A 24,068-nucleotide genomic window follows, 5' to 3' on the forward strand; every position below is an offset into this window, starting at 1 on the left:
CTCAAGGAGTGCTGTTTTTTGCTTCAAAAGCGATTGTATTTATGCATCTACATGTATATTAGCGTATTTTTGCGGAATTGTACATGAAAGCAGCCGTTTGGCAATGAAAAGAACCTACTGGCCGTCCAATAGGTTCTTTTTCATCAGAATTATTATCGATCAGCCCTTATTCGGTTTTTTTAGTGCCGCATGGGCTTCCTCGACGATCGTTTTGACGCTGGTCTGAAGATGGTTTTGGCCCCTTTCCGCCTCAGAAGCCGGCCATTTCAGGTGGATTAGAAATTCAATATTGCCTTCACCACCGGTAATTGGCGAAAATGAAAGGTTCTCCACCGCGAAATTTTCGCGCAAAGCGAGGCTGATGATCTTGTCAATCACTTCGCGGTGCACCTTTTTATCTCTTACGATCCCTTTTTTGCCTACCTGTTCCCTGCCCGCTTCAAACTGCGGTTTGATTAATGCCACAACATCGCTATCCGGGACAAGCAGATTCCTTAAAACCGGCAAAATGAGCGATAAGGAGATAAAAGAAACATCAATGGAGGCAAACTCCGGAGTGCCTTTGTGAAAATCTTCAGGCTTAACGTACCTGAAGTTCGTCCTTTCCATGACAACGACGCGCTCATCCTGGCGCAGTTTCCATGCAAGCTGGTTATAACCGACATCCAAAGCATACGACAACTTTGCGCCATTTTGCAGGGCGCAGTCTGTAAATCCGCCTGTCGATGCCCCGATGTCCAGCAATATTTTATCTCTCACATTGAGATCAAACACTTTCAATGCTTTTTCCAGTTTTAAGCCGCCGCGCGATACATATGGCAGCGGGTTTCCTTTCACTGTAAGCGGCGAATCGGCAGGGATTTTTTCGCCCGGTTTATCGAGACGGTTCTCATTCGAATAAACCAGGCCCGCCATTACCGCCCGTTTTGCTTTTTCTCTTGTTTCCATTAGTCCGCGTTCTACAAGAAGAACATCTATCCGTTCTTTTTTCATGGATGTTTAAGCCCTTTTTTTATGATTTTTTGGCAATACATTTTGGATTTCCTGAATAATATGTTCAGCCGTCAATCCAATTTCTTTCCATAGTTCTTTTACGCTGCCATGTTCGATAAAACGGTCCGGAACCCCGATCCGGTTGATGACCTGCTGGTGAAATCCGTGTTCATGGGCAAATTCCAAAACGGCGCTGCCGAATCCGCCCTGCAAAACAGCCTCTTCAACTGTCACAACCGGCATGCCGGTGTTGAATATCGACAGCAGCACCGCTTCATCCATTGGTTTAATAAAGCGTGCATTGATCACTTTTACAGTGATCCCCTGCCGCTTCAAATATGCAGCAGCTTCCAAAGCCATCGGGATTGTCGTACCGAAAGTAAGAATACAAGCATCCGATCCTTCCGTCAACACTTCCCATGTACCGATTGGAATTTCTTTTAAATCTTCATCGAGCGCAACACCGAGCCCATTGCCGCGCGGAAACCGCATCGCAATCGGGCCGTCATTGTATTGAAGCGCGGTATGCACCATATGCTGGCCTTCATTTTCGTCTTTTGGCATCATCAATACCATATTCGGCAGACTCCGCAAAAAGGCAATGTCAAATACGCCCTGGTGTGTTTCCCCGTCCGCGCCGACAAGACCGGCCCTGTCAATTCCGAAAAACACATTTAGATTTTGCCTGCAGATATCATGGACGACCTGGTCGTATGCCCGCTGTAAAAAAGTCGAGTAAACGGCCAGAAAAGGTTTCATGCCCTGTGTGGCTAATCCGGCCGCAAATGTAGCCGCATGCTGTTCCGCGATGCCGACATCATAAACGCGGTTCGGCAATTCTTCCTGGAACCTTTCCAGCTTGGATCCGACAGTCATTGCCGGAGTAATTGTGACAATCCGCGGGTCTTCTTTTGCGAGGCGCAGCACGGTATCACTCACCAGTTTGCTCCAGGCCGGCGGCGCATTGACCGGTTTAATAAAGTCGCCGGTTTCAATCTTATACTGTCCTGTGCCATGCCAGACCCCTCTTGTATCATTTTCGGCAGGTTGGTACCCTTTGCCTTTTTTTGTAATGACATGCAAAAGGATCGGGCCCTTTGTTTTTTTCGCATACTGGATATTTTCAAGCAGTGCTTCATAATTATGCCCGTCAACCGGCCCAAGGTAAGTAAAGCCCAGTTCCTCAAAGAAAATACCGGAAACCAGCAAATACTTTAAGGTGTCTTTCAGCCGTTCAGCTGTTGCCGCCAGCTTGCCGCCGACTGCAGGAATTTTTTTCAACAGCAGTTCCAGCTCATCTTTAGCACGCTGGTACTTGCTTGCTGTCCGCAGTTTGCCAAGCACCTGATGTAGCGCGCCGACATTAGGCGCAATTGACATTTCGTTGTCGTTTAATACCACGATAATATCGCGTTTTTCATGGCCGATATGGTTGAGTGCTTCAAACGCCATGCCGCCCGTCAGCGCCCCGTCGCCAATTACCGGAATGACATAGGAGTTTTCGCCTTTTAAATCGCGCGCCACTGCCATCCCCATTGCAGCAGATAAAGACGTCGAACTGTGCCCTGTTTCCCAGACGTCATGCTTGCTTTCATTCCGTTTTGGGAATCCCGAGAGGCCCTGGTATTGCCGCAGCGTATCAAATTGTCCCGCTCTTCCGGTTAAAATTTTGTGGACATAGGACTGGTGGCCGACATCCCAAAGAATTTTATCTTTCGGGCTGTCGAAGCTCTTGTGCAAAGCAATCGTCAATTCAACAACACCCAGGTTCGGCCCGATATGCCCGCCCGTTTTCGATAATGTTTCAATCAAAAAGCGGCGGATTTCACGACTCAGCTTCTTGAGCTGGGAGATGTCCAATTCTTTTAAAAATGACGGGTCCTTAATTGATTCAAGATCCAATATGGATCACTCGCTTTCATTCAAAGTGTCGGCATGTGTTCCTCTTTTCGTTAAAATCTATTATAAACGATTATGGTAGATAGACAAGAAATACCTATATTCATGAATAGGTATCAAGCGCCGTACCGGCGGACAGTTTTATCTTTTTAAGAGCTGTCTGACCGGAGGGGAAAGCGCTGTTTCGCCTATTTTCCAAACGGCACACAAACCGATAAAAGCTGCGGATTAATGGTCGCGCATCCCAACCATATCCGAAAGCTCCAATAAAAGCTTTGTGTTAGCGCCCGTTTCCAAAAGCTGTTCTTTGGCAGTTCTGATATGGCGCTGCAGTTCCCTTTTGGCGCCTTCTAAAGTCAGCAAAGAGGGGTATGTACTTTTATGATGCGATTCATCGCTGCCGACCGTTTTCCCGATTTTCTCCTGATCGCCTTCGATGTCTAATATATCATCCCGAATTTGAAAGGCAAGGCCGAGATGGCTTGCAAACTTCCGGAAACATTCAAGCTGTGCTTCTTTTGCCCCGCCGATCACCGCACCTGCAAGAACACTGAAAATCAGAAGTTTTCCAGTTTTGTTGGCGTGAATATATTGGAGCTCTTCCAGGGATAAACGTTTATTCTCCCCTTCCATATCGGCAACCTGTCCCGCAACCATGCCTTCCGGTCCCGCCGCTTTTGCCAGCATCGCAATCAATTTGATTTTTGTTGCATCCGCAAGGCCGGGGTCTTCGGCAATCAGTTGAAAACTGTAAGTCAAAAGCCCGTCTCCGGCAAGGATTGCCATGGCTTCCCCGAATACTTTGTGGTTTGTCGGTTTCCCCCGCCGCAAATCATCATCATCCATTGCGGGCAGGTCGTCATGGATTAATGAATAAGTATGAAGCATCTCAAGCGCGCAAGCTGTCTGCAATCCTTTTTCAGCCGGTTTTCCAAGTGCAGCGACAGTTGATAATAAAAGAAGAGGGCGGATTCTTTTGCCCCCTGCCTGGAGCGAATAATTCATGGCTTCCTTTAGGATATCCGGAGCCTGCAGCCTGTTAATCTGCAGGTTCAATAAGCTTTCAATTCTTTTCACATCATACGCTGCAGCATCCAATCTTATTCCTCCTCTTGAATTTCAAAATCCTTTTCTTCCCCGTCTTCTGTCATCACTTTTGTCAGTTGCTCTTCAACATTTTTCAGTTTACCGTGGAGCAGCTGTGACAGTTCCATCCCTTTTTTATAGATGTCAATCGCTTCTTCCAGCGGAACATCTCCTTCTTCCAATTTCTGCACAATTGCTTCGAGCTGCTCCATTGCTTCTTCAAATGTCAACGATTCAGCCATTTTCTTTCCTCCTCTTTAATCTCATCTACTGTACATACTAACCCGCCATCTGTCAGCCGGACTTGGATGCTGTCTCCGGGTTTCACCTGGCTTGTCTGTTTAATTAATGTTTGGTCTTTCGTATAAGCGAGGCTGTAACCTCTTTTCATGACTTTAAGCGGGCTGAGCGCCTCCAAAGCGGAAATATTTTTCGCAAATGCATGCTGTTTTTCCCGCAAGACGGCCTCCATCCGCTGCTTCAGCCCCCTTTGGAGCACGGCAAAATCCTGTTGCGCCCGGGCCAATTTCTGTACCGGGCGGTTGCGTACAAGCCTGACGTCCAAATCCTGATATTTCTGCCCGGTTGATGCGATAAACCGTTCCACATCCTGCCGCAGCCTTTCCGTCAGACGGTCTGCCTGCTCTATGTACTGCTGGAACAAACGATAGGGGTTCTTTAAGACAGGTGAACGTTCCAAATAATCAAGGTGATTTCTTTCGTGGCGGAGTTTTTCACGTATGCTCCTGACCAGTCTTGCTTTGCGCTCGAGCAGCCTTTCCATCACTTCTTCCAATTGCGGGACAGCCAGTTCAGCAGCAGCCGTCGGGGTCGGGGCGCGCAGGTCGGCGGCAAAATCGGCAATGGTAAAATCGGTCTCATGCCCGACAGCAGAAATGACCGGAATACTGGATGCGGCGATTGCCCTCGCGACCATTTCTTCATTGAAAGCCCACAGTTCCTCGATAGAACCGCCGCCCCTTCCGACGATCAGTACATCCGCCTGTTGCAGCCGGTTTGCCTGATCAATGGCTTTCACGATTGACGGTGCCGCCTGTTCCCCTTGAACGAGGGCAGGATGCAGGATAATTTTGGCAATCGGATATCTTCTTCTGATGGTTGTGATAATATCGCGGACAGCCGCACCCGTAGGAGAGGTCACAACACTGACCGTTTTTGGGTAAGGCGGGATTGCACGTTTTTTTTCTTTTGCAAACAGGCCTTCTTTCTCTAATTTTTGCTTCAGCTGTTCAAAGGCCAGATAGAGCGCGCCGATGCCATCGGGCTGCATGCCTTTTACATAAAGCTGGTAATTGCCGCTTGCTTCGTACACGGAAACCGAACCCCTGATTAACACTTTCATGCCATTTTCCGGGCGGAATTTCAAATAACGGTTGGCAGATGAGAACATGACGGCCAGCAATCTTGCTTTCTCATCTTTCAGGGTAAAGTACATGTGCCCGCTTGAATGGCGCTTAAAATTGGAAATTTCCCCTTTTACATATACATCCAGCAAGTAAGGGTCGGCATCAAACTTTCTTTTGATATATTTCGTTAGGGTTTGGACTGTTAAATATTGCGGCGTACCCATACCTGATCATCACCTCCAAACGAATGAAGAAAAGCTGCCTCCTGTTTACGGAAGTCAGCTTTTTCTTTGGCCTGGTACAACAAATTATCGACGGCTAACTTTAACAGCGTTTAGTTTTTTGCAAGCCTTCAACGTATTTGCAAGCAGCATCGTAATGGTCATCGGTCCGACACCGCCGGGGACAGGCGTAATATAAGATGCTTTTTCTTTCACTTCTTCAAAATCAACATCCCCACAAAGCTTGCCGGACTCATCCCGGTTCATTCCGACATCAATCACTGCCGCACCCTGCTTAACAAAATCGGCCTTCACAAATTTTGCTTTGCCGACTGCACTGATTAAAATATCTGCCTGTGATGTGTAACTTTTTAAATCTGCTGTTTTCGAGTGGCAGTACGTTACAGTTGCATTTTCATTTAAAAACAGCTGTCCGGCCGGCTTCCCTACAATATTGCTGCGCCCGATCACGACAACATGCTTGCCCGTAATGGCAATGCCTTTTGACTGCACCATTTTTAAAATGCCGTGGGGCGTGCATGGCAAAAAGGCATCCTGCCCGGTCATCATTCTGCCAATATTAATCGGGTGGAAGCCGTCAACATCTTTGGCAGGATCAATAGCCTCAATCACCTTCTGCGCTCCGATATGCGCCGGCAAAGGCAGTTGGACAAGAATGCCGTGAATATCCGGATCTTCATTCAGGCTTTGAATATGATCCAGTAAAGTTTGTTCGCTTACTTTTTCAGAGAGTTCAATAAGAACAGACTTTATGCCAAGCTGGCCGCATGCTTTTTGCTTATTTCTTACATATGTACGTGAAGCCTGGTCATCCCCGACTAAAATAACGGCCAAACCCGGCATTACACCCTGTTTTTTTAAGCTTTCCACTTCGGCCTTCATCTCTTCCCGCATCCGGGCGGCCAATTGTTTTCCGTCTATCCGTTCTGCTGCCATTCTACCATCCCCCTGAATTCTTTATGAATTTATCGTATTTTTAATATGATTTAACACGCCATTAATAAATTTGGCGGAACGTTCATCAGCAAACCGCTTCGAAATTTCGAGCGCTTCGTTGATCGCTACATTGGCGGGTACATCCTCTTCATACATCAATTCAAATGTCCCCAGCCGCATAATATTCAAATCCACTTTGGCGAGCCTGTCCATAGACCATTTCTCCAGATGGCGGCTGATCATATCATCAATTTCTTGCATATGTTCAACTGTGCCCTCTACAAGCATGGCCAAATATGCATCGTTCTCCTGGCCGTTCAGCACATTGGCAATGGCTTCACCCGGAACGGCTTCGTTTATATCGATTTGGAATAATGCCTGAAGCGCTTTTTCGCGGGCGGTTCTTCTTTTCATCATGATGGTATAACTCCTTTAATGTCATCAAATTCACACGTAACTTTATTTTAACAGAAAGGCGGCCGCAAAAAAAGGGCCAAAGACGCCGCCGCCTTTGGTCCCTTTTTTTGCTTTACCCTTCCACTTGGAAGTCCGTTTCGCTCTTTTGGTTCTCGAACTGGATCCCGACGATATGGATATTCACTTCCGTTGCTTCAAGTGCGGTCATATTAAATAGCGCTTGCCGAATATTGTCCTGAACTTTCTGGGCAACTGTTGGAATGGACACGCCAAAATTCATCGTGCAGTATACATCGACTGTAATGTTTTCTTCTGTGAGCTCCACTTTGACGCCTTTGCCATGGTTTTTTTTGCCGAGGCGCTCTGCCACACCACTGGCAAAATTACCGCGCATTTGCGCAACGCCATCCACTTCCGAAGCAGCGATGCCGGCGATAACTTCAATCACTTCCGGTGCAATTTCCACTTTCCCTAAATCTTCGTTGTCATGTTGCATAGCTAACATCTGATTCGTTTCTGCCACTTGATCCACCTCCTACTAACAAGTTATTTCATTACATCATATTTTTCAAGGAATTTCGTGTTGAAATCTGCTTCAACAAACACTTCATGTTCCAGGAGGCGCAAATGGAACGGGATTGTCGTATGAATGCCTTCCACTGCATATTCGCTGAGCGCACGTTTCATTCTCGCAATCGCCTCGTCGCGCGTGGCCCCGTAGGCAATGACTTTTGCAATCATTGAATCATAATACGGCGGGATCGTATAGCCGGGATAGGCCGCGGATTCCACGCGTACACCGATTCCGCCCGGCGGCAGGTAAAAATTAATTTTCCCCGCGGACGGCATAAAATTCTTTTCGGGGTTTTCCGCATTGATCCGGCATTCAATTGCCCAGCCGTTCCATGTAACCTCTTCTTGTTTCAACGACAAAGGTTCGCCTGAAGCCACTAAAATTTGTTCTTTGACGAGGTCAACGCCTGTCACCATTTCCGTAACCGGATGTTCAACCTGGATACGGGTGTTCATTTCCATAAAATAAAATTTCTGATGATGGTAATCGAAAATAAACTCAATCGTGCCGGCGCCGGTATAGTCAACAGCTTTCGCCGCCTGGACAGCTGCCTGCCCCATCTGTTCCCGGACTTCACTGGACAAGGCCGGTGACGGCGATTCTTCCAGCAGCTTCTGCAATCTTCTTTGAATGGAACAGTCCCTTTCCCCCAAGTGGATGACATGCCCGTATTTATCGGCCATTACCTGAATCTCAACATGGCGGAAGTCTTCGATGTATTTTTCGAGATACACACCCGGATTTCCGAACGCGGTAGCGGCTTCCTGCTGGGTAATGTGGATGCCTTTTTCCAATTCCTCTTCGTTTCTTGCCACACGGATACCCTTTCCGCCGCCGCCCGCCGTAGCTTTGATAATGACCGGATAGCCTATTTTATCCGCAACTTCTTTTGCTTCTTCCACATCTTTGACAATCCCGTCAGAACCTGGCACAATCGGGACACCAGCAGCTTTCATTGTTTCCCTTGCCACGTCTTTGGCGCCCATTTTTGAAATCGCTTCTGGGTTCGGCCCGATAAATTCAATCTTGCATTCGCGGCACAGCTCCGCAAAATCGGCATTTTCTGCCAGGAAGCCGTATCCCGGATGGATCGCATCGCAGCCGGTTAGTGTGGCAACGCTGATGATATTGGTGAAATTCAAATAGCTGTCTTTTGAAGCTTTCGGCCCGATGCAGTACGCTTCGTCTGCAAGCTGGACATGAAGCGAGTGCTTGTCTGCTTCCGAATATACAGCCACAGCTTCAATTCCTAAATCACGGCAGGCACGGATGATACGCACCGCAATTTCACCGCGATTGGCAATTAACACTTTTTTTATCATGATGACCGCTCCTTAATTTGTCTTTACCAGAAACAATGGCTGGCCGAATTCAACCAACTGGCCGTCCTTCACAAGGATTTCAACAATTTCCCCGTCCACTTCGGCTTCGATTTCGTTAAATAGTTTCATGGCTTCGATCATACACACAATTGAACCGGTGCTGACAACGGAGCCCACCTGTACAAACGGGGGATCATCCGGTGAGGCGGCCTGATAGAAAGTGCCAACCATAGGTGAAACAATTTTATGTAGATTTTTGTCCTCTGCCGGCGCTGTTTCAGCAGGCTGGGCAGGTGCGGCAGGCTGAGCGGCAGGTGCAGCCTGGGCCTGGGCAGCAGGTGCTTCTTTTACTGTGCGTTCTACTACCTGCACACCCGTATTCTTTTTCATTTTGATCACAGTACCCTCATTTTCGTATTCAAATTCATCAAGGCTTGACCGGTCGACAAGCTCAATTAAAGTTTGAATATCTTGTACTTTTAACATTTATGACACTCCTTAAATTCAATATTCATTCGTCATTTGTTAACATTTTATGAATGGCTATCCATATCATACGATAACCACCGGCAAAAATTCAATGATTTGTATAATAAACAGCTTTTGCGAATTTTTTATGCAACCGGCCTCCTGCATGATTTTATAAGGATGGAGCAAATTTTTCCAATTCAAATAAAGTACCATTCACAATTTTCAAACGGCCCCTTTTCCGCGTGGTGGCTGACATAAAAACAGAGGGGAGTTTTCCCCTCTGCCGGATGGTTTCATTCCTGCCTGCTTTACTTACTTTGTCTGAAATTCTACCGCCAGTTTTGGAGAATGCCCCAGTTCCTGGTTCACAAGCTTTACAATTTCATTTGCGGATGCTTTGTCATGTTTATTGGATTTTACCGTTATCATCACTTCATCCTTGTCGGCCTGGACAAGGGCATCTTCATAGCCGCCTTTTGACTTGATGAGGCTCTCCAGGACCTGCTCCTTATTGGCGGTTTCCGTTAATTTTTTCATTTCGTCCATGGCCCGGCTTTTTTCTTCCGGCGTTAAATCAGTCGAAGCTAATTTATTGGTGAGCTCTTCCTGTTTTTTGCTCATTTCATCCTGCCGTTCAAGTCGGATGGTTTCAAAAACAGCATCGCTTGCCGTCTTCGTTGTCACTTTTGTTTGTTTCCCGTCGGAAGCCTGGTCCTTTGCTTTAGACGCGGTTCCTTCTTCTTTATTCTGGACAACCTGGTTGGTTGTGCTTGGGTCTGCCGTCACATAGTATACCGACAGAACGACAACAAGGCTTAACATGGTTAACAGCCAAACTGTTTGCTTTTTTAATAACATTTCACATTCCTCCTATTTCTTTTTGGGCATGACGGATACACGGTAGCTGGCCACATTTAATGCATTGGATACAGCTTCTTTCACGTCTTTTTGGATAGAGACGCTGCCGCCGCCGTCACAAACAACAAGCACGCCTGTCACTTCGGGCATTTTGGTTTCCGTGATCAGCGGGACCTCTTTTTCCCCGTCCTGTACCGTTACGACTTTATCGTCTTTTGAAATGCTTTCAATTTTCCGTTCCCCGCCGTTTTTATCATTTTCTGTTGTCGTTTCATTTTGGATGGTTGTATTTTTTTCGTATACTTTGCTTTCCGAAGTCGCAACATTTACTTGCACTTTCACGGTTCCCACGCCAGTAATCTGCTCAAGAATATTTTTCAGCTCTTTTTCATACTTGTCTTGATAGGCGATGATCGATTTGCTTTTTTTTGATGTATTTTTCGCGAACGTCTCCACTTCTTTTTTGCCGGAAGACTGGGTTTCCGTGGCTGCTGCCGGCAGAGCGGTATCTTTTTTACCGGTTTGCGTGAACAAATCACTGATCAGCATGACACCGAGTCCGCAAACGAATATCATCATGATATATGCGAGCTTTTTATTTTTTTTTGGCCCATCCGGTGCAGCGGCCCTGGAAAGCCATTTTTCCTTCAGCCGATCTAAAGGCCCTTGTTTATGGTCCATGTGCTTGTTCAAGACCCCCCTTCGATATGAAGTTCAATTTTCTGCTTGGACATATTCCAGCGGGTTGACAACATTGATCGAATGGATTCTTGTTCATCGGAGCCTTTTTGATCAGCTTTTTCGTCCGTGCGGATTTCTATTGGTTCAATCGCAGCAACCTCATCTTGCTGATTCTCCGCCTGCAAATAAACTGTGATCTTTTTTACATCCCCGGCGCTGTTCCATTCTGTCATATTTCCGGCATTTTTGCCGTCCTTCAGTTCAATCTGAATATCTGCGATTTTTTTGCCATATTTCTTTTCGATCTCCCCCTCCGCATCCTCTTTCATTTGGACAGCCATTTGTTGTAATGTATATTCCTGCTGCAGCGAATTTATTTCTTTTTTCTTCGTATCAAGTGAATTTTCTTGTCCGCTCAGGCCTTTCATTTGATCAGTGGAAAAAGTTTCGAGAATTTGTGCGGGATCCAAAGAAAACAGCTTGAAAATTGGCGTCAGGATCACGGTAATGAGCAATAATCCAATGACCAGCTTTGTATATTTCCGCATGTCGGATTCAGGCAGAAGCATGTCCACTACCATCGCAAGCAGAATAAAAATAAGAATATTGAGCACCCATTTTGTCAGGTAATCCATTTTGCTGCCCTCCTTTATAAGCATCGCCTTTAACGCATCATCATGGTAATATTGCCTGCTGTAATGATGACCGTGATGCTTAAGAAAAACATGAGGGTGACAATGGCCAAAGCAGCAAAAACATAAAGCATATTTTTGCTGATTGTATCAAGGCAGGCAATGACCGGACTGTTACCAAGCGGCTGCAGAATGGCTGCGGCCAGTTTAAACATAAATGACATTGCAAAAATCTTAATGGCCGGAAAAGCAGCGATTAAAAGCACAATCGCAACCCCGGCAACCCCGAGAGTATTTTTTAATAGCACAGAAGCGCTGATTACGGTATCGGCTGCATCGGTCAGCATCCGCCCGACAACCGGGACAAAATTTCCGGTTACAAATTTCGCAGTCCGGATCCCCAGCCCGTCTGCCACAGCTGTTGCTGTCCCCTGTACCGAAAGCACACCGAGGAAAATCGCCATGAAAACGCCTAATATACCGATTGCGAGGTTGCGCATTAGTTTGGCAAGCTGTGTTGCCTTATAATGGTCGGAAAGTGTGCTGACTACGCTAAGCAATGTGGAAAGCAGCAGCAAGGGCAGTACGATATACTGGATCAGCATGCCGCTTGTGCCTGACAGGAAGATCATCACAGGATGAAAAAATGCCGCTGACATCACGCCGCCTGAAGTGGACAGCAGAGCAAGCAGCAGCGGCATCAGTGCGATCACAAAGCCGGTCATTGTCTGAATCGCAGTCAGTGCATAATCGATTGCGACATGAAAGCTGTTTAAAGCAATAATGACGAGCACCATAAACACCACTGCATAAGCAATTTTACTGATCGTCCCCTGCTGGAAAGCCTGGTGGAGCGTTTCGAGCAGCATGCTGAGAACAGTAAGGAGAATCAAAGAGCCGAGGAGCTTCCCGTTGATCAGCAGTTCCTGAAAGACAAAAGAAAGCAGGCTTTCAAGCCACGCCTGCAGGGAGAATTGCTTTTCTCCCTTGATAAAATCGACCAGGCTCCCTTTTTGGCTTTCCGGCAGATATCCGCCATATTCGGTAATCACTTGATTCCAATACTGTTTGAGTTCGGTTAAATCCAATTGGTTCATTTGCTGATCCGCAACTTTTTCCGGGACGCCTTCAACCTGATCCGCCTCGCCCGCAGCGGCGTAACCAACCGTCTGCACGCTGAAAAAACTTGCGAAAAGGATAGCAAGCGCCTTTATCCACATGGTTTGCCGCATCTTTTCAACTCCCAGCCTTTATCCATTCGGAACCAAATTGATAATCGTTTCAATCAGAACCGTAATGATCGGTATCGCCATTGTTAAGATAAGAATCTTGCCTGCAAGCTCGACCTTTGCCGCCATCGCCCCCTGGCCTGCGTCTTTCGTAATGTTAGCGGCAAAATCCGCAATGTAGGCGATCCCTATAATCTTTAAAATGGTTTCGAGATAAAACGTGTCCACATTGCCTTTTTGGGCAATTTTCTCAAGCAGGCGGATTATTTCGTAAATCTTGTCCACCAAAAACAAAAAAATGAAACAGCCGGCAAACAGCGTCAGCAAAAATGCAAAATTCGGTTTCTGTTCCTTTAATATCAGCGCCAGGAAAGTGGTTATGAGGGCAATGCCTGTAATCTGCAGAATTTCAATGAGAAATCACCCCTTATTGAAAAAGAAACACCGATTTGATTTTTGAAAACAGATCCCCGACGATCGAAGCAACCAGGAATAAAATATAAAGAAAGCCAAGCAGCGTTACCCACTGCGCATATTCTTTTTTGCCAACCTGATCCAGGATGGTATGCAAAAACGCAACGACAATGCCGACTCCTGCAATTTTAAAAATGATATCCACATCCATGCCCATTGCTTTTCCTCCAATTTTTTCCGCCCGGGGCTTTTTGCTTGCTTAGATGAGCAAAATAATGAGCAGCAATCCTGTTAAAACCCCTAAGCTTTTCGCCATCTTTTCATAACGGATCTGCCGTTCATGCGCCTCTTTTTCTTCGCGTTCCAAATGTGTTAAGGTGAGGATGATCTGTTTTTGTTCGGTATAGCGGTCATGTTTGCCAAGATTTTCCCCGAGCTGGAGCAGCACTTCATACTCGCTCTGTTTCAGCGCCGTGCCTTTCCAAATTTCCTCAAGGCTTTCTTCCCATGCCGCTTTAACGGTGGTTTCAACAGTGGTTAATTTTTCGGCAAACGCCTCGAAAAACCTGGAAACCGGTTGCGGCAATTGTTTTGATAATTTCCGTGCCGCTTCATGCAAAGGCGTATGGCCATACATAATTTCCGCTTCCAGGGCCTGCAGCGCACTTTTGAACATCCGCAGCTGGCGCGGGCGTTCGCTTAAACGTTTCGCCGTTTCAAAACCAATTAGGCTGGTTGAAAGCAGAATCATTGCCGCACCAATCATTTTAATCATGAAAAACACCCTCATGATTGGATAAAATCGTTCCCCGGCCGTCACGGACAGCGGAGACAACCCCCGGTCGGCTGCTGCGTTTCAGTTCAATATAACGGTCAAATACTTGCAGCCCGAGAATGTTCCGCAATATCGGGCGCTTTTGAATATCATGGTATGTCTGCCCATGGGTGGTCATCATTAAAGCAATTCCGGCATTAACAGCCTCCATAATTGCCTTTGCATCTTCCTCGCGCCCGATTTCATCTACGATTAACACGTCCGGGCTCATAGAACGGATCAGCATCATCATCCCTTCCGCTTTTGGGCATGCGTCCAGAACATCGACACGGGGCCCGAAAGACAGCTGCGGGACGCCCCTGACACAGCCTGCTATTTCCGAGCGTTCATCCACAATGCCGACTTTTAACGGTGGAATTCGCCGCTCGGGGATTCCGGTAGAAATCGCCCTTGCAATATCCCGGAGAAAGGTCGTCTTGCCTGTTTGCGGGGCGCCAATCATCATTGCAGACAGCCAGCGCCCGTTGTACAAATAAGGGACAATGTGGTTTGCCGCGCCGATCGTTTCACGGGCAATCCGGATATTGAACGATGAAAAATCACGGATGGCTTTTACTTGTCCATTTTCAAGAATGACTTTTCCGGCGATGCCTACCCTGTGCCCGCCTTCGATCGTGATATATCCTTTCTTCAATTCTTCTTCAAGGGTGTAAAATGAAAAATTTGCCAGCCGGTTGATCAGCTGTTCAGCATCGCTTTCAACCGGAATATAATTGAGAAAATAAGGCCCGCCTTTTGCGGCTACCTCAAGCGGACGGTTCACCCGAATACGGATTTCTTCTATTTTATCTTTAATATTGGCTTGAAGATTATCAATCTGCCGGGCAATGGCACCTGGCAAAAAGCTGAGCACATCTTCCATTTTCAATCCTCCGATCCACATCAGCAGCCACCCCAGGGCTTGGTTCATTGATATTACAATCTATTCAAGCCTTATAGGGTTTATGACAAGCATGCCGCAGATTGGCCGTGCCGGGTGATGATTTCTTAATTTATCATAATTTTATTATGTAATCTTGATGGTGTAAAAAAAGCCTGAGGACAGATAGCATCCTCAAGCTCCATTGTTCAGTCAATCGGAAACGGTCCCACATTACGCACGCGAAACGTATGAACCATCTGATGTATTGATTATCAATTTGTCGCCTTCATTTACGAAGAAAGGTACGTTAACGGTCAAGCCGGTTTCAAGCGTTGCAGGTTTCGTTCCGCCTGTTGCCGTATCCCCTTTTACGCCCGGTTCAGTATGTGTCACCGTTAATGTAACTGTATTCGGGAGTTCGATTCCAAGCGTTTCGCCCTGGTACATCATGATTTGCACTTCCATGTTTTCAAGCAAATACTGCAGTTCGTACTCAATTTGTGAAGCATTTAACTCAATTTGTTCATAGGTTTCCGTATCCATGAATACATGCTGATCCCCGCTTGCGTACAAGTATTGCATTCTGCGGTTATCAATCTGCGCTTTTTCGACTTTTTCGCCCGCACGGAACGTTTTTTCCTGAATCGCACCAGTGCGCAAATTGCGAAGTTTAGAACGGACAAATGCAGCGCCTTTTCCAGGTTTTACGTGCTGGAAGTCAAGCACGCGCCAGATGCCCCCGTCTACTTCAATGGTTAAACCGGTACGAAAATCATTTACTGATATCATATTTTTCCTCCTAAATCATCCTACAATCCTCCATTGATGGTATGGAAGGAACTGTATTTCTTATTATAATATAATGAGCTCTTTCGTGGAATGCGTCAACAATTCATTGGAATCTTCAGTAATCAGCGTATCATCTTCAATGCGGACACCGCCGATGCCTGGCAGATAAATTCCCGGTTCAATGGTCACAATCATGCCGGGCTCCAATACATACTTAGAACGCATGGAAAGGTTCGGGCCTTCGTGGATTTCAAGGCCGATTCCATGTCCAAGCGAATGGCCGAACGCATCCCCGTACCCTTTGGATGCGATATAATCACGACTGATGGCATCCGCTTCAACACCTGTCATGCCCGGCTTCAATTTATCAGCGGCAAGCAGTTGCGATTCCAGCACAACATTGTATACTTCCTTCAGTTTTTCAGAAGGTTCCCCGACCGCAACGGTTCTTGTAATATCCGAACAATAGCCTTTATACAATGCACCGTAGTCCATTGTAACGAAATCGCCTTTTTCAATTACCTTATCGCTCGCCACCCCGTGCGGCAGTGCAGAACGGATACCGGATGCTACAATTGTATCGAAGGATGATGCAGTTGCACCGCATTTTCTCATAAAGAATTCCAGTTCATTCGAGACTTCCAATTCTGTTACGCCCGGCTTCAAAAAATCTAAAATATGTTTAAACGCAGCATCCGCAATATCGGCAGCTTCCTTTAATATCTTAATTTCCGCTTCCGATTTTATTAAGCGTAAATTTTCGATCAGGCTTGAAACCGGAACAAGTTCGGCTTTGAGCAAGCTTTCATACTGTTTATACTGTGAATAGCTCATGTAATCCTGTTCAAAGCCCAGTTTCCTGATGCCCATGTTTTCCACCTGATTAGCGATTTCCTGCTCTACAGGGATGCGGTGCTGTACAATTTCGTACCCTTCGCATTGTTTTGAGGCCTGCTCTACATAGCGGAAGTCCGTAATAAATTTGGCCTCTTTTTCCGAGATCAGCACAATCCCGGTTGTCCCTGTGAAATTGGACATATAGCGGCGGTTATACGGGCTTGTGATTAAAATACCATCAATTCCTGTTTCAGAAAATTTTTCTCTTAATTTTTCCAGTTTAGACATTTCATTCTCTCCCTTTTTGCGCCTCAGTAAAAAATTTTAATGCCAGTTCATATCCGTATAAACCAAGGCCGGCAATTTGCCCGCGCGAAACTGCCGCCGTAACAGAGTGGTGACGGAATTCTTCACGCGCATGAATATTAGAAATATGTACTTCGATCACCGGCACCGTAATCGAGCTGATGGCATCCCGCAGCGCATAACTGTAATGTGTCAGGGCGCCGGGATTTAATATAATACCGCTGTAACCATTTTCTTCGGCGGCATGGAGCTGGTCAATCAGTGCGCCTTCATGGTTGGACTGAAAAAAGTCAACTGTAACACGGGACTGGTCTGCAGCCTTCTTGACACGTTCCGTTAACGATGCCAGGGAATCCGTCCCGTATATACCCGGTTCCCTCTTTCCCAGCAAATTCAGATTTGGTCCGTTTAAAACTAGGTATTTTTTCATATGAACCCCTTATTTATGATCAGTTAACGTGGCTATTTTATCATAAAGTTAAGGAAATTTCTATTTTTTCACATTCAGATTTGGGTGCCCGCTTTTGCTGCTGCCCTTTTTTTAAACTTCTCAACGCGGCTGTGTTCATAGGAAATGGAGTAGCCGATGAATACCCCGTACACCACATATATGCAGGCACAGGTGATGATCGTGTTGAGATCGAGTTTGAACAGCGGCTTCATGCTGGGAAAAATCGGGTTCAAAATGAACAATACAAATCCGCATAGAAAAAGACCGTAAGCCGCCCCCGCCCACATTGATTTAAATTTTTTGAGGGTGAGATAGTAGACGATGGCCGCCCCAATAGATATCAATCCGTAAAAGAGGATGGCCAGGATTTTTCCAATCCACATCTTCCGCCAAACGCCAACAGTAAAAGGTTCCAAAATTATATTCGGCTCAATCGAGGTAAAGTGGAAGAAAAAACATAAATAGGCAGTAATACTCCAGATGATCCCGCCTGTAAATCCTGTTACAATCACCATCTGAAAAAAGGTTAACGTATGTTCCTGGTTTTTTAATTTTTCACGTTCATTTGTCATATGTTCACCTCATTTGATCAAGCGCCCTCCGCTTTTCTTTGTCCAGCTGCGGACGCTATCGGCTCGGGGTCAACTGGTCCTGCCCCATTGATGTCATAGGGCGGACTTCATTGGGGCCGGCCCAGTTGCCTGTCGCCGATGATCAAGCGCCCTCCGCTTTTCTTTTTATTATTGTCCAGAAGTCTTTCCTCTAGTCGGTTTTTAAATTTTTTAGTAAAATGAAGTTAGATATATGAAAATGAGTTTTATGGAGGGGAAGATAAGTGACAAAACCTGCTTACGGGGGCCAGGCGGTGATCGAGGGTGTGATGTTTGGCGGCAAACGCCATTCCGTTACTGCGATCCGCCGGAAAGATCACAGCATAGAATACTATTGTTTACCCAGGAAAGCGATCCCTTCCCTGCAGAAATTGAAAAAAATTCCGTTTCTGCGCGGCATGATTGCCATTATTGAATCCAGTGCGAACGGAGCCAAACATTTAAACTTTGCAAGCGAACGCTATGACGTTGATCCGAAAGACGATGAAAAATTGAAGGAAGAACCGGTTTCCAAAGCCGCAATGTTTTTAGGGGTTGCAGTCATCGGTGTGCTGTCCTTTTTATTCGCCAAATTTGCAATCACCCTGATTCCGGTATTTTTAGCAGAACTAACCCGGCCGATTTTTCCCGGCACGATGGCGCAGATTCTTGTTGAAGGAGCTTTCAAGCTGTTTTTGATCCTGCTTTATATTTACGCGATATCCTTTACCCCGCTTATTAAACGCGTCTTCCAATATCACGGGGCGGAGCATAAAGTCATCAACACATATGAAAACGGGCTAGAATTGACAGTCAAAAATGTCCAGTCGCAGTCAAGGCTGCATTACCGCTGCGGCAGTAGTTTTATCCTTTTTACCGTTGTTGTCGGTGTGCTGATTTATACGCTGGTGCCTACCGATCCGCTCTGGCTGCGCGTGGTTGACCGGATCCTTTTGATTCCGGTTGTACTCGGCGTCTCGTTCGAAGTCCTGCAGCTGACCAATAAAGTCCGCAACATTCCGGTTTTGAAGTATTTTGGCTACCCGGGGCTATGGCTCCAGCTGTTAACCACAAAGGAACCGGATGCTGAACAAATTGAAGTTGCGATTGCTTCCTTTCATCAGTTGTTAAAAGTAGAGGCAGCGGGTTCTGAAACAAATGCGATTTCCAACAAAGAGTTTGAGCTTTCCGGTGCATGGGAATAATTTTAATGAAGGGATTCTTAATAAAAATGTTATTTTGGAAAAGTAGAAGACCTTTATACATCGAGTGAAACCGGAAAGAATGTAACCCCGGTCGTATAAACAAATAGAATAATGGAAAAAATGCTTTTAGAAAAGATAATCTAAGGAGGTGGCTTTTCTTGAAAGCTGCTCAATGGTTCGTTGCCGGCATTTTTCTTCTGGCTGTAGTCGGTCTTGGTGCATCGTTAGTCCATAATCCTTTCGGGCTGCTCAAAACAATTGCTGTGATTGCAGTTTTGGCTGCAGTGATTGCAGTTGGCGTCCGCTTTTTGTTAAACAGAGGAATAACGCGTTCCAACCAGGAACAAAAAGCATTTTTAAAAGCCGCCCGCAAGTCTAAGAAGAGATTGAAGAAGCGGAACACGAACGTCCATGCGGTCCACCACGCGGTTAAATTCAATAAACGCCCGCTGCGCAAAAAATCAAACGTGCAGTTGACCGTTATTGAAGGGAAAAAAAGCAAAAAAAGAAATCGAGTGGTTTATTAAGCTCGATTTCTTTTTTTTTGCCTGTCGACGATGGGTGAGCGCCCTCCGCTTTTCTTTGTCCGGCTGCGGGCGCTATCGGCTCGGGGTCAACTGTTCCTGCCCCATTGAAGTCATAGGGCGGACTTCATTGGGGCCGGCCCAGTTGCCTGTCGCCGATGGGCAAGCGCCCTCCGCTTTTCTTTGTCCGGCTGCGGGCGCTATCGGCTCGGGGTCAACTGTTCCTGCCCCATTGAAGTCATAGGGCGGACTTCATTGGGGCCGGCCCAGTTGCCTGTCGCCGATGGGCAAGCGCCCTCCGCTTTTCGGTTAATACGTCCATGTTTTGAGGAATGTTTTTGTTTTTTTGCGGCCTGCTTCGATGAGGGCGGCTTTTTTTTCGTCGGTTAAGTGGAAGTCAATGGGGAGGATGCCTTCTCCCGGGATGAAGATAATATCTTTTTCCAGTTTTCTTGAGATGTAGCGGGCATCATGGGCGTCTTTCATTGTGGTAAACAAAGCATCGAAAAGCTGGACGGCATTTTTGATCTTAGCTTTTGGCTGTTCCAGTTTATTTTGGCTGAGGGTGATGCCAAGGACCGGGCGTTCTCTCCTCTCCCCCCGCTTCACAAACAGCCACATTGGAAAATTGCTCAATACCCCGCCATCAACGATCACACTTGTGCCATCAAGCGATCTTAATTTCACCGGTTCGAAAAAATAAGGAATACTGCAGCTCATCCGGATGGCCCGTGCCACAGGAAATGTCTCGGATGGGATGCCATAGTCTCCCAGATCATCAGGCAAAACAACAAGCCGGTTGTTTGATAGATCAGAAGCCACAAAATAAAGGGAACCTTTCGGAAGGTCTTTAAACGTAAAGACGCCTTTTTCCGCAAGTTTTTTCTCAAGCCATTCTTCAAACCGTGCTCCTCTGTACAATCCGAGCCGCCAGTAAAGCAGCAGCCATTTAGCGATCGGTACCGGCAGCATTGTTTTCCTTGTATCCAAAAAATCCTTTAGATCTGTTTCATAGAGGAGGCTTTCGATTTCTTTCGCTGTGTAACCCGCCGCCAGAAACCCGGCAAAAATCGATCCGACACTGGCGCCGGCAAGACGTTTAAATTTAAAACCTCTTTCTTCCAGCACATCCAGTGCACCGATCAGCGCCAGCCCTTTTATGCCGCCGCCTGAGAATACCCCATCAATTTCCATCGTAAATCCCGCCTTTTTCACCACGGACGGATTTTTTAGATTATGTGGTGCAGATAGGAAAAAGAAAGTGGGCCATTTCCCGCCGTTTTACAGTCAAATAGTATATTCGTATTCAGTTTAATGCTTCATTATGGAAATTAGACCATAATTCAAAAAACTGTCTGCAGCAAAAAAAGAACAGGCAATCTGCCTGTTCTTTTTTCATTTTGCTTACAGCCCGCATCTTAACTGGGCGCCACAGTTGTCGCATGTATTACAGCCGCCGATTTCTTTGACTTTCCCTTTCCGGCAGACCGGGCAGGTGTCACCGATTTCAGAGCCGTATGTGACGCTTGTTGTCCGGATATCCTGGATGGTATCCACGAGTACAACATGCTGTTTTTCTTGTTTTGCCGCCGGCTGATTTGCAGGCGGTTCTTCTTCATGGGTCTCCTCAGCTTTTAACGTAAGGACTTGCGAGTCACGGCTGCCGTCCACATAAACGGTACCGCCTTTTGCACCGCCTTTGTAGAGGCGTTCATAAACCTTTTCTACCTGTTCAACAGAATAGCCGCGCGGGGCATTCACCGTTTTCGATATCGAACTGTCAATCCAGCGCTGGATGATGCATTGAACGTCCGCATGGGCTTCAGGAGCCAGATCCATCGCTGTCACAAACCATTTCGGCAGATGATCCGGATCTGCTTCAGGATGGCGGTCCAAATATTCCTGGACGATATCGGCTTTCACTTCAATGAATTTGCCAAGGCGCCCGCTCCGGTAATAAGTGAAGGAAAAATATGGCTCAAGGCCTGTTGAGCATCCGACCATTGTACCGGTTGAACCGGTTGGTGCAACGGTCAGCAAGTGCGAATTGCGGATCCCGTACTTGACAATGTCCTGCCTGATATCGTCCGGCATTTTTTTCATATAGCCGGTTTCAATAAAGGCCTTGCGCAGGCGTTTGGTTTCAGCGTCGTTTTGCCCGATAAGGAACGGGAAGCTGCCTTTTTCTTTGCCGATTTCTATTGATGCCCGGTAAGCTTCCGTTGCGATCGTTTCAAACACTTTGTCGACGAGCTTGTTGCCTTCTTCTGATCCGTATTCTTTTTCGGAATAAATGAGCAAATCAGCAAGGCCCATAACGCCAAGCCCGACGCGCCGTTCACCGAGGGCCTGTTTTTTGTTTTCTTTCAAGAAGTACGGGGTTGCGTCTATGACATTGTCCTGAAGGCGGACGCCAATGCGGACAGTTTTCTTCAATTGCTCCCAACGCACTTCTTTTGTTTCTTTATCCACCATATTGGAAAGGTTGATGGCTGCAAGGTTGCAGACAGAGTATGGTGCAAGCGGCTGTTCGCCACACGGATTCGTTGCAACAACTTTTTGCCCATAGGCTTTTGCATTGGTCATATCATTGGCGTTATCGATAAAGAATACGCCTGGTTCTGCCGAATAGGTGGCGCAGATATTGATTAAGTTCCAAAGCTCTTTTGCTTTAATTGTGCGGTAAACGCGCACTTTGCGGCCGAGTTTTTCCCATTCGCGCACATCACCGATCTTTTGCCATTCTTCATTATAAATTTTCATTTCTTCTTCATCGTAATTTTCAACATCCGGGAATTTCAACTCATAATCCCCATCGTTTTCAACGGCTTCCATAAAATCCTTCGTTAAACAGACCGAAATATTGGCGCCTGTTAAAAATTCCGGATTGTGCACGCTGTAATGGCCGCCGGTTTCGAGCCGTTCTTCTGCTTCTTTCATGACAGCTTCCGTGAAACCGCCCTGGCCCGGAATAGGTTTGTAATTTACGATCCCATGGTACATATCCCTTTCCATATCGGAAAGCGGGGTGAATTTTAATTTGTCATGCGCCAGTTTCCGGATCCATTCGTCGTTTGTATTTTCGATTAAGAAGCGCAAAATCCGCGGATTCTGCATTTTTGAAATAATAAATTCAACAATATCCGGATGCCATACTGCCAGCATGATCATCTGAGCACCCCTCCGCGATCCGCCTTGTTCGACAAGATGTGTCAGTTTGGCGATGTCATCGAGCCACGATACAGAGCCGGATGATTTGCCGTTTACGCCTCTTGCCAGCGTGTTGCGCGGCCTTAATGTCGATCCGTTTGTCCCGACCCCGCCACCGCGGCTCATAATTTCCATTACCTGCTTGCGGTGCTCCGAAATCCCTTCACGCGAATCCGGAACAAAAGGCATCACGTAACAATTAAAATAGGTTACATCGGTTTCCGAGCCTGCGCCGTAGAGGACACGCCCTGCCGGAATGAAATTTAAATGGACGAGTTCATTGTAAAATTTGTGAAACCAAACTTTTCGTTGTTCTTCTGTTTTTTCCACTGACGCTAAGCCGGTTGCATTCCGTTTTGCGATTTGCTCGTAGTAGATCTCAAGAGGCTTTTCGATAATGTCCAAAGGCCTCGTGATGATCCCTGTTTCTTTTTCTTTCGGATGTTCAAGTGCTGAGCGGTAGTCTTCTTCGATCAAAATTTCCGCTTCATTTTTCTCCCAGTCAATATCCAGGATGTAGCCGAGCCCTCTGGCCGGAAACTTCGGATCTTCTTTTATCGTCAGTACGACAAAATCCCCCTTCCCCAGTGTCACTTTTTCGGTATCCTTAAAAGCGTAGCGGTCAATCATAACAAGGCGGGATACCCCCTTGTACTTGATTTTCATATCCGGGGTGATCGGATGGACCTGAGGAAATAAACGAATATCCTGATTCAGCTTTTCAACATCCCATTCTGATTTTTTTGTCGATGCAACAGACATAACGACAACTCCTTTTTCAAAAACTATGATTCCTTTTCCCTCTTCTTTTGATGTTTTCCTGCCTATTTAAAATAGCACAGGCAAAGGCCAAAAAGCAAGACTCACACACTAGATATAGTAGGATATTTCAGTTTGTATATACCATATATTGTGTAAAGGTCAAACTTATTTCTTTTTGTCAAATGCAAAATTTTATAAATCCCGCCGAAAAAAAGAGAAATTCCGCGAAAAACGCGCCCAAACAACCGAAAATGCAAAAATTTATGGCTTGCATCACGGCGTATGTCTGCAAAAGCCTTTTAATCGAGTAGGAGGCTAATCATTATTTGATTAGCCGACCTCTCACACCACCGTGCGTACGGTTCCGTACACGGCGGTTCTAAAGTTTACGACCTTACAGACAGATAATAATCCAGAAAACTTATATACCTTGCTCTTCGGAAGAGTTCGTTTGTTAAGGTTCTGGTTAAGATATGGCTGCCGGCAATTCTCCAGTAGCCTTTTCTTGTGTTTGCCCATTCCCAAGCTTTACTTTTATTGATCCCTAATTTCTTGAGCCAATAAAATCTTGTGCGT

At 46.3% G+C, this 24,068-nt stretch carries 26 protein-coding genes and 1 pseudogene; 2 read left to right on the forward strand and 25 right to left on the reverse strand.

What is annotated here, in order from left to right; genetic code table 11:
* Nucleotides 1-159: 159 nt before the first annotated feature.
* The 22 genes from C232_RS0101725 to C232_RS0101835 form a co-directional block, all read right to left on the reverse strand.
* On the reverse strand, nucleotides 160-993 hold the full coding sequence (locus tag C232_RS0101725; protein ID WP_018660614.1) for a TlyA family RNA methyltransferase: 834 nt from the start codon (nucleotides 991-993) through the stop codon (nucleotides 160-162).
* 6 nt (nucleotides 994-999) lie between these two features.
* On the reverse strand, nucleotides 1,000-2,895 hold the full coding sequence (dxs, locus tag C232_RS0101730) for a 1-deoxy-D-xylulose-5-phosphate synthase (protein ID WP_018660616.1): 1,896 nt from the start codon (nucleotides 2,893-2,895) through the stop codon (nucleotides 1,000-1,002).
* Nucleotides 2,896-3,120: 225 nt separating this feature from the next.
* A complete protein-coding gene (locus tag C232_RS0101735; RefSeq protein ID WP_018660618.1) occupies nucleotides 3,121-3,990 on the reverse strand; it encodes a polyprenyl synthetase family protein in 870 nt (289 codons plus the stop codon).
* 2 nt (nucleotides 3,991-3,992) lie between these two features.
* Nucleotides 3,993-4,220 (reverse strand): exodeoxyribonuclease VII small subunit, encoded by a 228-nt coding sequence (locus tag C232_RS0101740; RefSeq protein WP_018660620.1) that lies wholly within the window; start codon nucleotides 4,218-4,220, stop codon nucleotides 3,993-3,995.
* A complete protein-coding gene (gene xseA / locus C232_RS0101745) occupies nucleotides 4,205-5,569 on the reverse strand; it encodes an exodeoxyribonuclease VII large subunit (RefSeq protein ID WP_018660623.1) in 1,365 nt (454 codons plus the stop codon). The genes C232_RS0101740 and xseA overlap by 16 nt, the downstream gene beginning before the upstream one ends.
* An 84-nt stretch (nucleotides 5,570-5,653) precedes the next feature.
* Nucleotides 5,654-6,523 (reverse strand): bifunctional methylenetetrahydrofolate dehydrogenase/methenyltetrahydrofolate cyclohydrolase FolD, encoded by an 870-nt coding sequence (folD, locus tag C232_RS0101750; protein WP_018660625.1) that lies wholly within the window; start codon nucleotides 6,521-6,523, stop codon nucleotides 5,654-5,656.
* A gap of 21 nt (nucleotides 6,524-6,544) precedes the next feature.
* Nucleotides 6,545-6,937 (reverse strand): transcription antitermination factor NusB, encoded by a 393-nt coding sequence (gene nusB / locus C232_RS0101755; RefSeq protein ID WP_026314432.1) that lies wholly within the window; start codon nucleotides 6,935-6,937, stop codon nucleotides 6,545-6,547.
* Between the two features lie 115 nt (nucleotides 6,938-7,052).
* Nucleotides 7,053-7,463 carry an Asp23/Gls24 family envelope stress response protein gene (locus C232_RS0101760; protein ID WP_018660628.1) on the reverse strand — a complete coding sequence of 137 codons (411 nt, stop codon included), beginning with the start codon at nucleotides 7,461-7,463 and terminating at the stop codon, nucleotides 7,053-7,055.
* A gap of 23 nt (nucleotides 7,464-7,486) precedes the next feature.
* Nucleotides 7,487-8,836, reverse strand: a complete 1,350-nt coding sequence (gene accC / locus C232_RS0101765) for an acetyl-CoA carboxylase biotin carboxylase subunit (protein WP_018660630.1) — start codon at nucleotides 8,834-8,836, stop codon at nucleotides 7,487-7,489.
* Between the two features lie 12 nt (nucleotides 8,837-8,848).
* Complete coding sequence (accB, locus tag C232_RS0101770; RefSeq protein WP_018660631.1) at nucleotides 8,849-9,322, reverse strand: acetyl-CoA carboxylase biotin carboxyl carrier protein; 474 nt, start codon at nucleotides 9,320-9,322, stop codon at nucleotides 8,849-8,851.
* Between the two features lie 297 nt (nucleotides 9,323-9,619).
* Nucleotides 9,620-10,165: a SpoIIIAH-like family protein gene (locus C232_RS0101780; RefSeq protein ID WP_018660635.1), complete on the reverse strand. Its 546-nt coding sequence runs from the start codon at nucleotides 10,163-10,165 to the stop codon at nucleotides 9,620-9,622.
* A gap of 12 nt (nucleotides 10,166-10,177) precedes the next feature.
* Complete coding sequence (gene spoIIIAG, locus C232_RS0101785) at nucleotides 10,178-10,846, reverse strand: stage III sporulation protein AG (protein WP_018660637.1); 669 nt, start codon at nucleotides 10,844-10,846, stop codon at nucleotides 10,178-10,180.
* Nucleotides 10,847-10,854: 8 nt separating this feature from the next.
* A complete protein-coding gene (spoIIIAF, locus tag C232_RS0101790; RefSeq protein ID WP_018660639.1) occupies nucleotides 10,855-11,481 on the reverse strand; it encodes a stage III sporulation protein AF in 627 nt (208 codons plus the stop codon).
* Nucleotides 11,482-11,510: 29 nt separating this feature from the next.
* Complete coding sequence (gene spoIIIAE, locus C232_RS0101795; protein ID WP_018660641.1) at nucleotides 11,511-12,710, reverse strand: stage III sporulation protein AE; 1,200 nt, start codon at nucleotides 12,708-12,710, stop codon at nucleotides 11,511-11,513.
* Between the two features lie 18 nt (nucleotides 12,711-12,728).
* Nucleotides 12,729-13,112: a stage III sporulation protein AD gene (gene spoIIIAD / locus C232_RS18310; RefSeq protein ID WP_026314433.1), complete on the reverse strand. Its 384-nt coding sequence runs from the start codon at nucleotides 13,110-13,112 to the stop codon at nucleotides 12,729-12,731.
* Between the two features lie 22 nt (nucleotides 13,113-13,134).
* Nucleotides 13,135-13,338, reverse strand: a complete 204-nt coding sequence (gene spoIIIAC / locus C232_RS0101805) for a stage III sporulation protein AC (RefSeq protein WP_018660646.1) — start codon at nucleotides 13,336-13,338, stop codon at nucleotides 13,135-13,137.
* Between the two features lie 42 nt (nucleotides 13,339-13,380).
* Nucleotides 13,381-13,896, reverse strand: coding sequence for a stage III sporulation protein SpoIIIAB (gene spoIIIAB, locus C232_RS0101810; protein ID WP_018660647.1), 516 nt, complete (start codon nucleotides 13,894-13,896; stop codon nucleotides 13,381-13,383).
* Complete coding sequence (spoIIIAA, locus tag C232_RS0101815) at nucleotides 13,889-14,818, reverse strand: stage III sporulation protein AA (protein ID WP_026314434.1); 930 nt, start codon at nucleotides 14,816-14,818, stop codon at nucleotides 13,889-13,891. The genes spoIIIAB and spoIIIAA overlap by 8 nt, the downstream gene beginning before the upstream one ends.
* A gap of 231 nt (nucleotides 14,819-15,049) precedes the next feature.
* Nucleotides 15,050-15,607 carry an elongation factor P gene (gene efp / locus C232_RS0101820; RefSeq protein WP_018660650.1) on the reverse strand — a complete coding sequence of 186 codons (558 nt, stop codon included), beginning with the start codon at nucleotides 15,605-15,607 and terminating at the stop codon, nucleotides 15,050-15,052.
* Nucleotides 15,608-15,670: 63 nt separating this feature from the next.
* The gene (locus C232_RS0101825) at nucleotides 15,671-16,732 is read right to left on the reverse strand and encodes a M24 family metallopeptidase (RefSeq protein ID WP_018660652.1); all 1,062 of its coding nucleotides are present in this window, start codon (nucleotides 16,730-16,732) and stop codon (nucleotides 15,671-15,673) included.
* A 1-nt stretch (nucleotide 16,733) separates the two neighbouring features.
* The gene (aroQ, locus tag C232_RS0101830; protein WP_018660654.1) at nucleotides 16,734-17,180 is read right to left on the reverse strand and encodes a type II 3-dehydroquinate dehydratase; all 447 of its coding nucleotides are present in this window, start codon (nucleotides 17,178-17,180) and stop codon (nucleotides 16,734-16,736) included.
* 74 nt (nucleotides 17,181-17,254) lie between these two features.
* Nucleotides 17,255-17,773 carry a YqhR family membrane protein gene (locus C232_RS0101835; RefSeq protein ID WP_018660656.1) on the reverse strand — a complete coding sequence of 173 codons (519 nt, stop codon included), beginning with the start codon at nucleotides 17,771-17,773 and terminating at the stop codon, nucleotides 17,255-17,257.
* A gap of 263 nt (nucleotides 17,774-18,036) precedes the next feature.
* Between C232_RS0101835 and C232_RS0101840 the strand changes: the two genes are divergently transcribed.
* Together C232_RS0101840 and C232_RS0101845 are read left to right on the forward strand one after the other, a co-directional pair.
* A complete protein-coding gene (locus C232_RS0101840; RefSeq protein ID WP_018660657.1) occupies nucleotides 18,037-18,996 on the forward strand; it encodes a DUF1385 domain-containing protein in 960 nt (319 codons plus the stop codon).
* 158 nt (nucleotides 18,997-19,154) lie between these two features.
* Nucleotides 19,155-19,523 (forward strand): SA1362 family protein, encoded by a 369-nt coding sequence (locus C232_RS0101845; RefSeq protein ID WP_018660659.1) that lies wholly within the window; start codon nucleotides 19,155-19,157, stop codon nucleotides 19,521-19,523.
* Nucleotides 19,524-19,829: 306 nt separating this feature from the next.
* On the opposite strand, the gene C232_RS0101850 is transcribed toward C232_RS0101845, so the two are convergent.
* The 3 genes and pseudogenes from C232_RS0101850 to C232_RS19175 all read right to left on the reverse strand — a co-directional run.
* Nucleotides 19,830-20,714 (reverse strand): patatin-like phospholipase family protein, encoded by an 885-nt coding sequence (locus tag C232_RS0101850; RefSeq protein WP_018660661.1) that lies wholly within the window; start codon nucleotides 20,712-20,714, stop codon nucleotides 19,830-19,832.
* A gap of 210 nt (nucleotides 20,715-20,924) precedes the next feature.
* Nucleotides 20,925-23,492 (reverse strand): vitamin B12-dependent ribonucleotide reductase, encoded by a 2,568-nt coding sequence (locus C232_RS0101855; protein ID WP_018660663.1) that lies wholly within the window; start codon nucleotides 23,490-23,492, stop codon nucleotides 20,925-20,927.
* 386 nt (nucleotides 23,493-23,878) lie between these two features.
* A pseudogene (locus C232_RS19175) lies at nucleotides 23,879-24,068 on the reverse strand (group II intron reverse transcriptase/maturase); the annotation flags it as partial.

Source organism: Heyndrickxia acidiproducens DSM 23148, assembly GCF_000374345.1.
GTDB classification, from domain to species: domain Bacteria; phylum Bacillota; class Bacilli; order Bacillales; family Bacillaceae_C; genus Weizmannia; species Weizmannia acidiproducens.

Bases quoted from the DNA above. Each gene is read 5' to 3' on its own strand.
- C232_RS0101725 (WP_018660614.1), bottom strand. From the start codon at position 993: ATGAAAAAAGAACGGATAGATGTTCTTCTTGTAGAACGCGGACTAATG.
- C232_RS0101740 (WP_018660620.1), bottom strand. From the start codon at position 4,220: ATGGCTGAATCGTTGACATTTGAAGAAGCAATGGAGCAGCTCGAAGCA.
- xseA (WP_018660623.1), bottom strand. From the start codon at position 5,569: ATGGGTACGCCGCAATATTTAACAGTCCAAACCCTAACGAAATATATC.
- folD (WP_018660625.1), bottom strand. From the start codon at position 6,523: ATGGCAGCAGAACGGATAGACGGAAAACAATTGGCCGCCCGGATGCGG.
- nusB (WP_026314432.1), bottom strand. From the start codon at position 6,937: ATGAAAAGAAGAACCGCCCGCGAAAAAGCGCTTCAGGCATTATTCCAA.
- accC (WP_018660630.1), bottom strand. From the start codon at position 8,836: ATGATAAAAAAAGTGTTAATTGCCAATCGCGGTGAAATTGCGGTGCGT.
- accB (WP_018660631.1), bottom strand. From the start codon at position 9,322: ATGTTAAAAGTACAAGATATTCAAACTTTAATTGAGCTTGTCGACCGG.
- C232_RS0101780 (WP_018660635.1), bottom strand. From the start codon at position 10,165: ATGTTATTAAAAAAGCAAACAGTTTGGCTGTTAACCATGTTAAGCCTT.
- spoIIIAG (WP_018660637.1), bottom strand. From the start codon at position 10,846: ATGGACCATAAACAAGGGCCTTTAGATCGGCTGAAGGAAAAATGGCTT.
- spoIIIAF (WP_018660639.1), bottom strand. From the start codon at position 11,481: ATGGATTACCTGACAAAATGGGTGCTCAATATTCTTATTTTTATTCTG.
- spoIIIAE (WP_018660641.1), bottom strand. From the start codon at position 12,710: ATGCGGCAAACCATGTGGATAAAGGCGCTTGCTATCCTTTTCGCAAGT.
- spoIIIAC (WP_018660646.1), bottom strand. From the start codon at position 13,338: ATGGGCATGGATGTGGATATCATTTTTAAAATTGCAGGAGTCGGCATT.
- spoIIIAB (WP_018660647.1), bottom strand. From the start codon at position 13,896: ATGATTAAAATGATTGGTGCGGCAATGATTCTGCTTTCAACCAGCCTA.
- spoIIIAA (WP_026314434.1), bottom strand. From the start codon at position 14,818: ATGGAAGATGTGCTCAGCTTTTTGCCAGGTGCCATTGCCCGGCAGATT.
- efp (WP_018660650.1), bottom strand. From the start codon at position 15,607: ATGATATCAGTAAATGATTTTCGTACCGGTTTAACCATTGAAGTAGAC.
- C232_RS0101825 (WP_018660652.1), bottom strand. From the start codon at position 16,732: ATGTCTAAACTGGAAAAATTAAGAGAAAAATTTTCTGAAACAGGAATT.
- aroQ (WP_018660654.1), bottom strand. From the start codon at position 17,180: ATGAAAAAATACCTAGTTTTAAACGGACCAAATCTGAATTTGCTGGGA.
- C232_RS0101835 (WP_018660656.1), bottom strand. From the start codon at position 17,773: ATGACAAATGAACGTGAAAAATTAAAAAACCAGGAACATACGTTAACC.
- C232_RS0101850 (WP_018660661.1), bottom strand. From the start codon at position 20,714: ATGGAAATTGATGGGGTATTCTCAGGCGGCGGCATAAAAGGGCTGGCG.
- C232_RS0101855 (WP_018660663.1), bottom strand. From the start codon at position 23,492: ATGTCTGTTGCATCGACAAAAAAATCAGAATGGGATGTTGAAAAGCTG.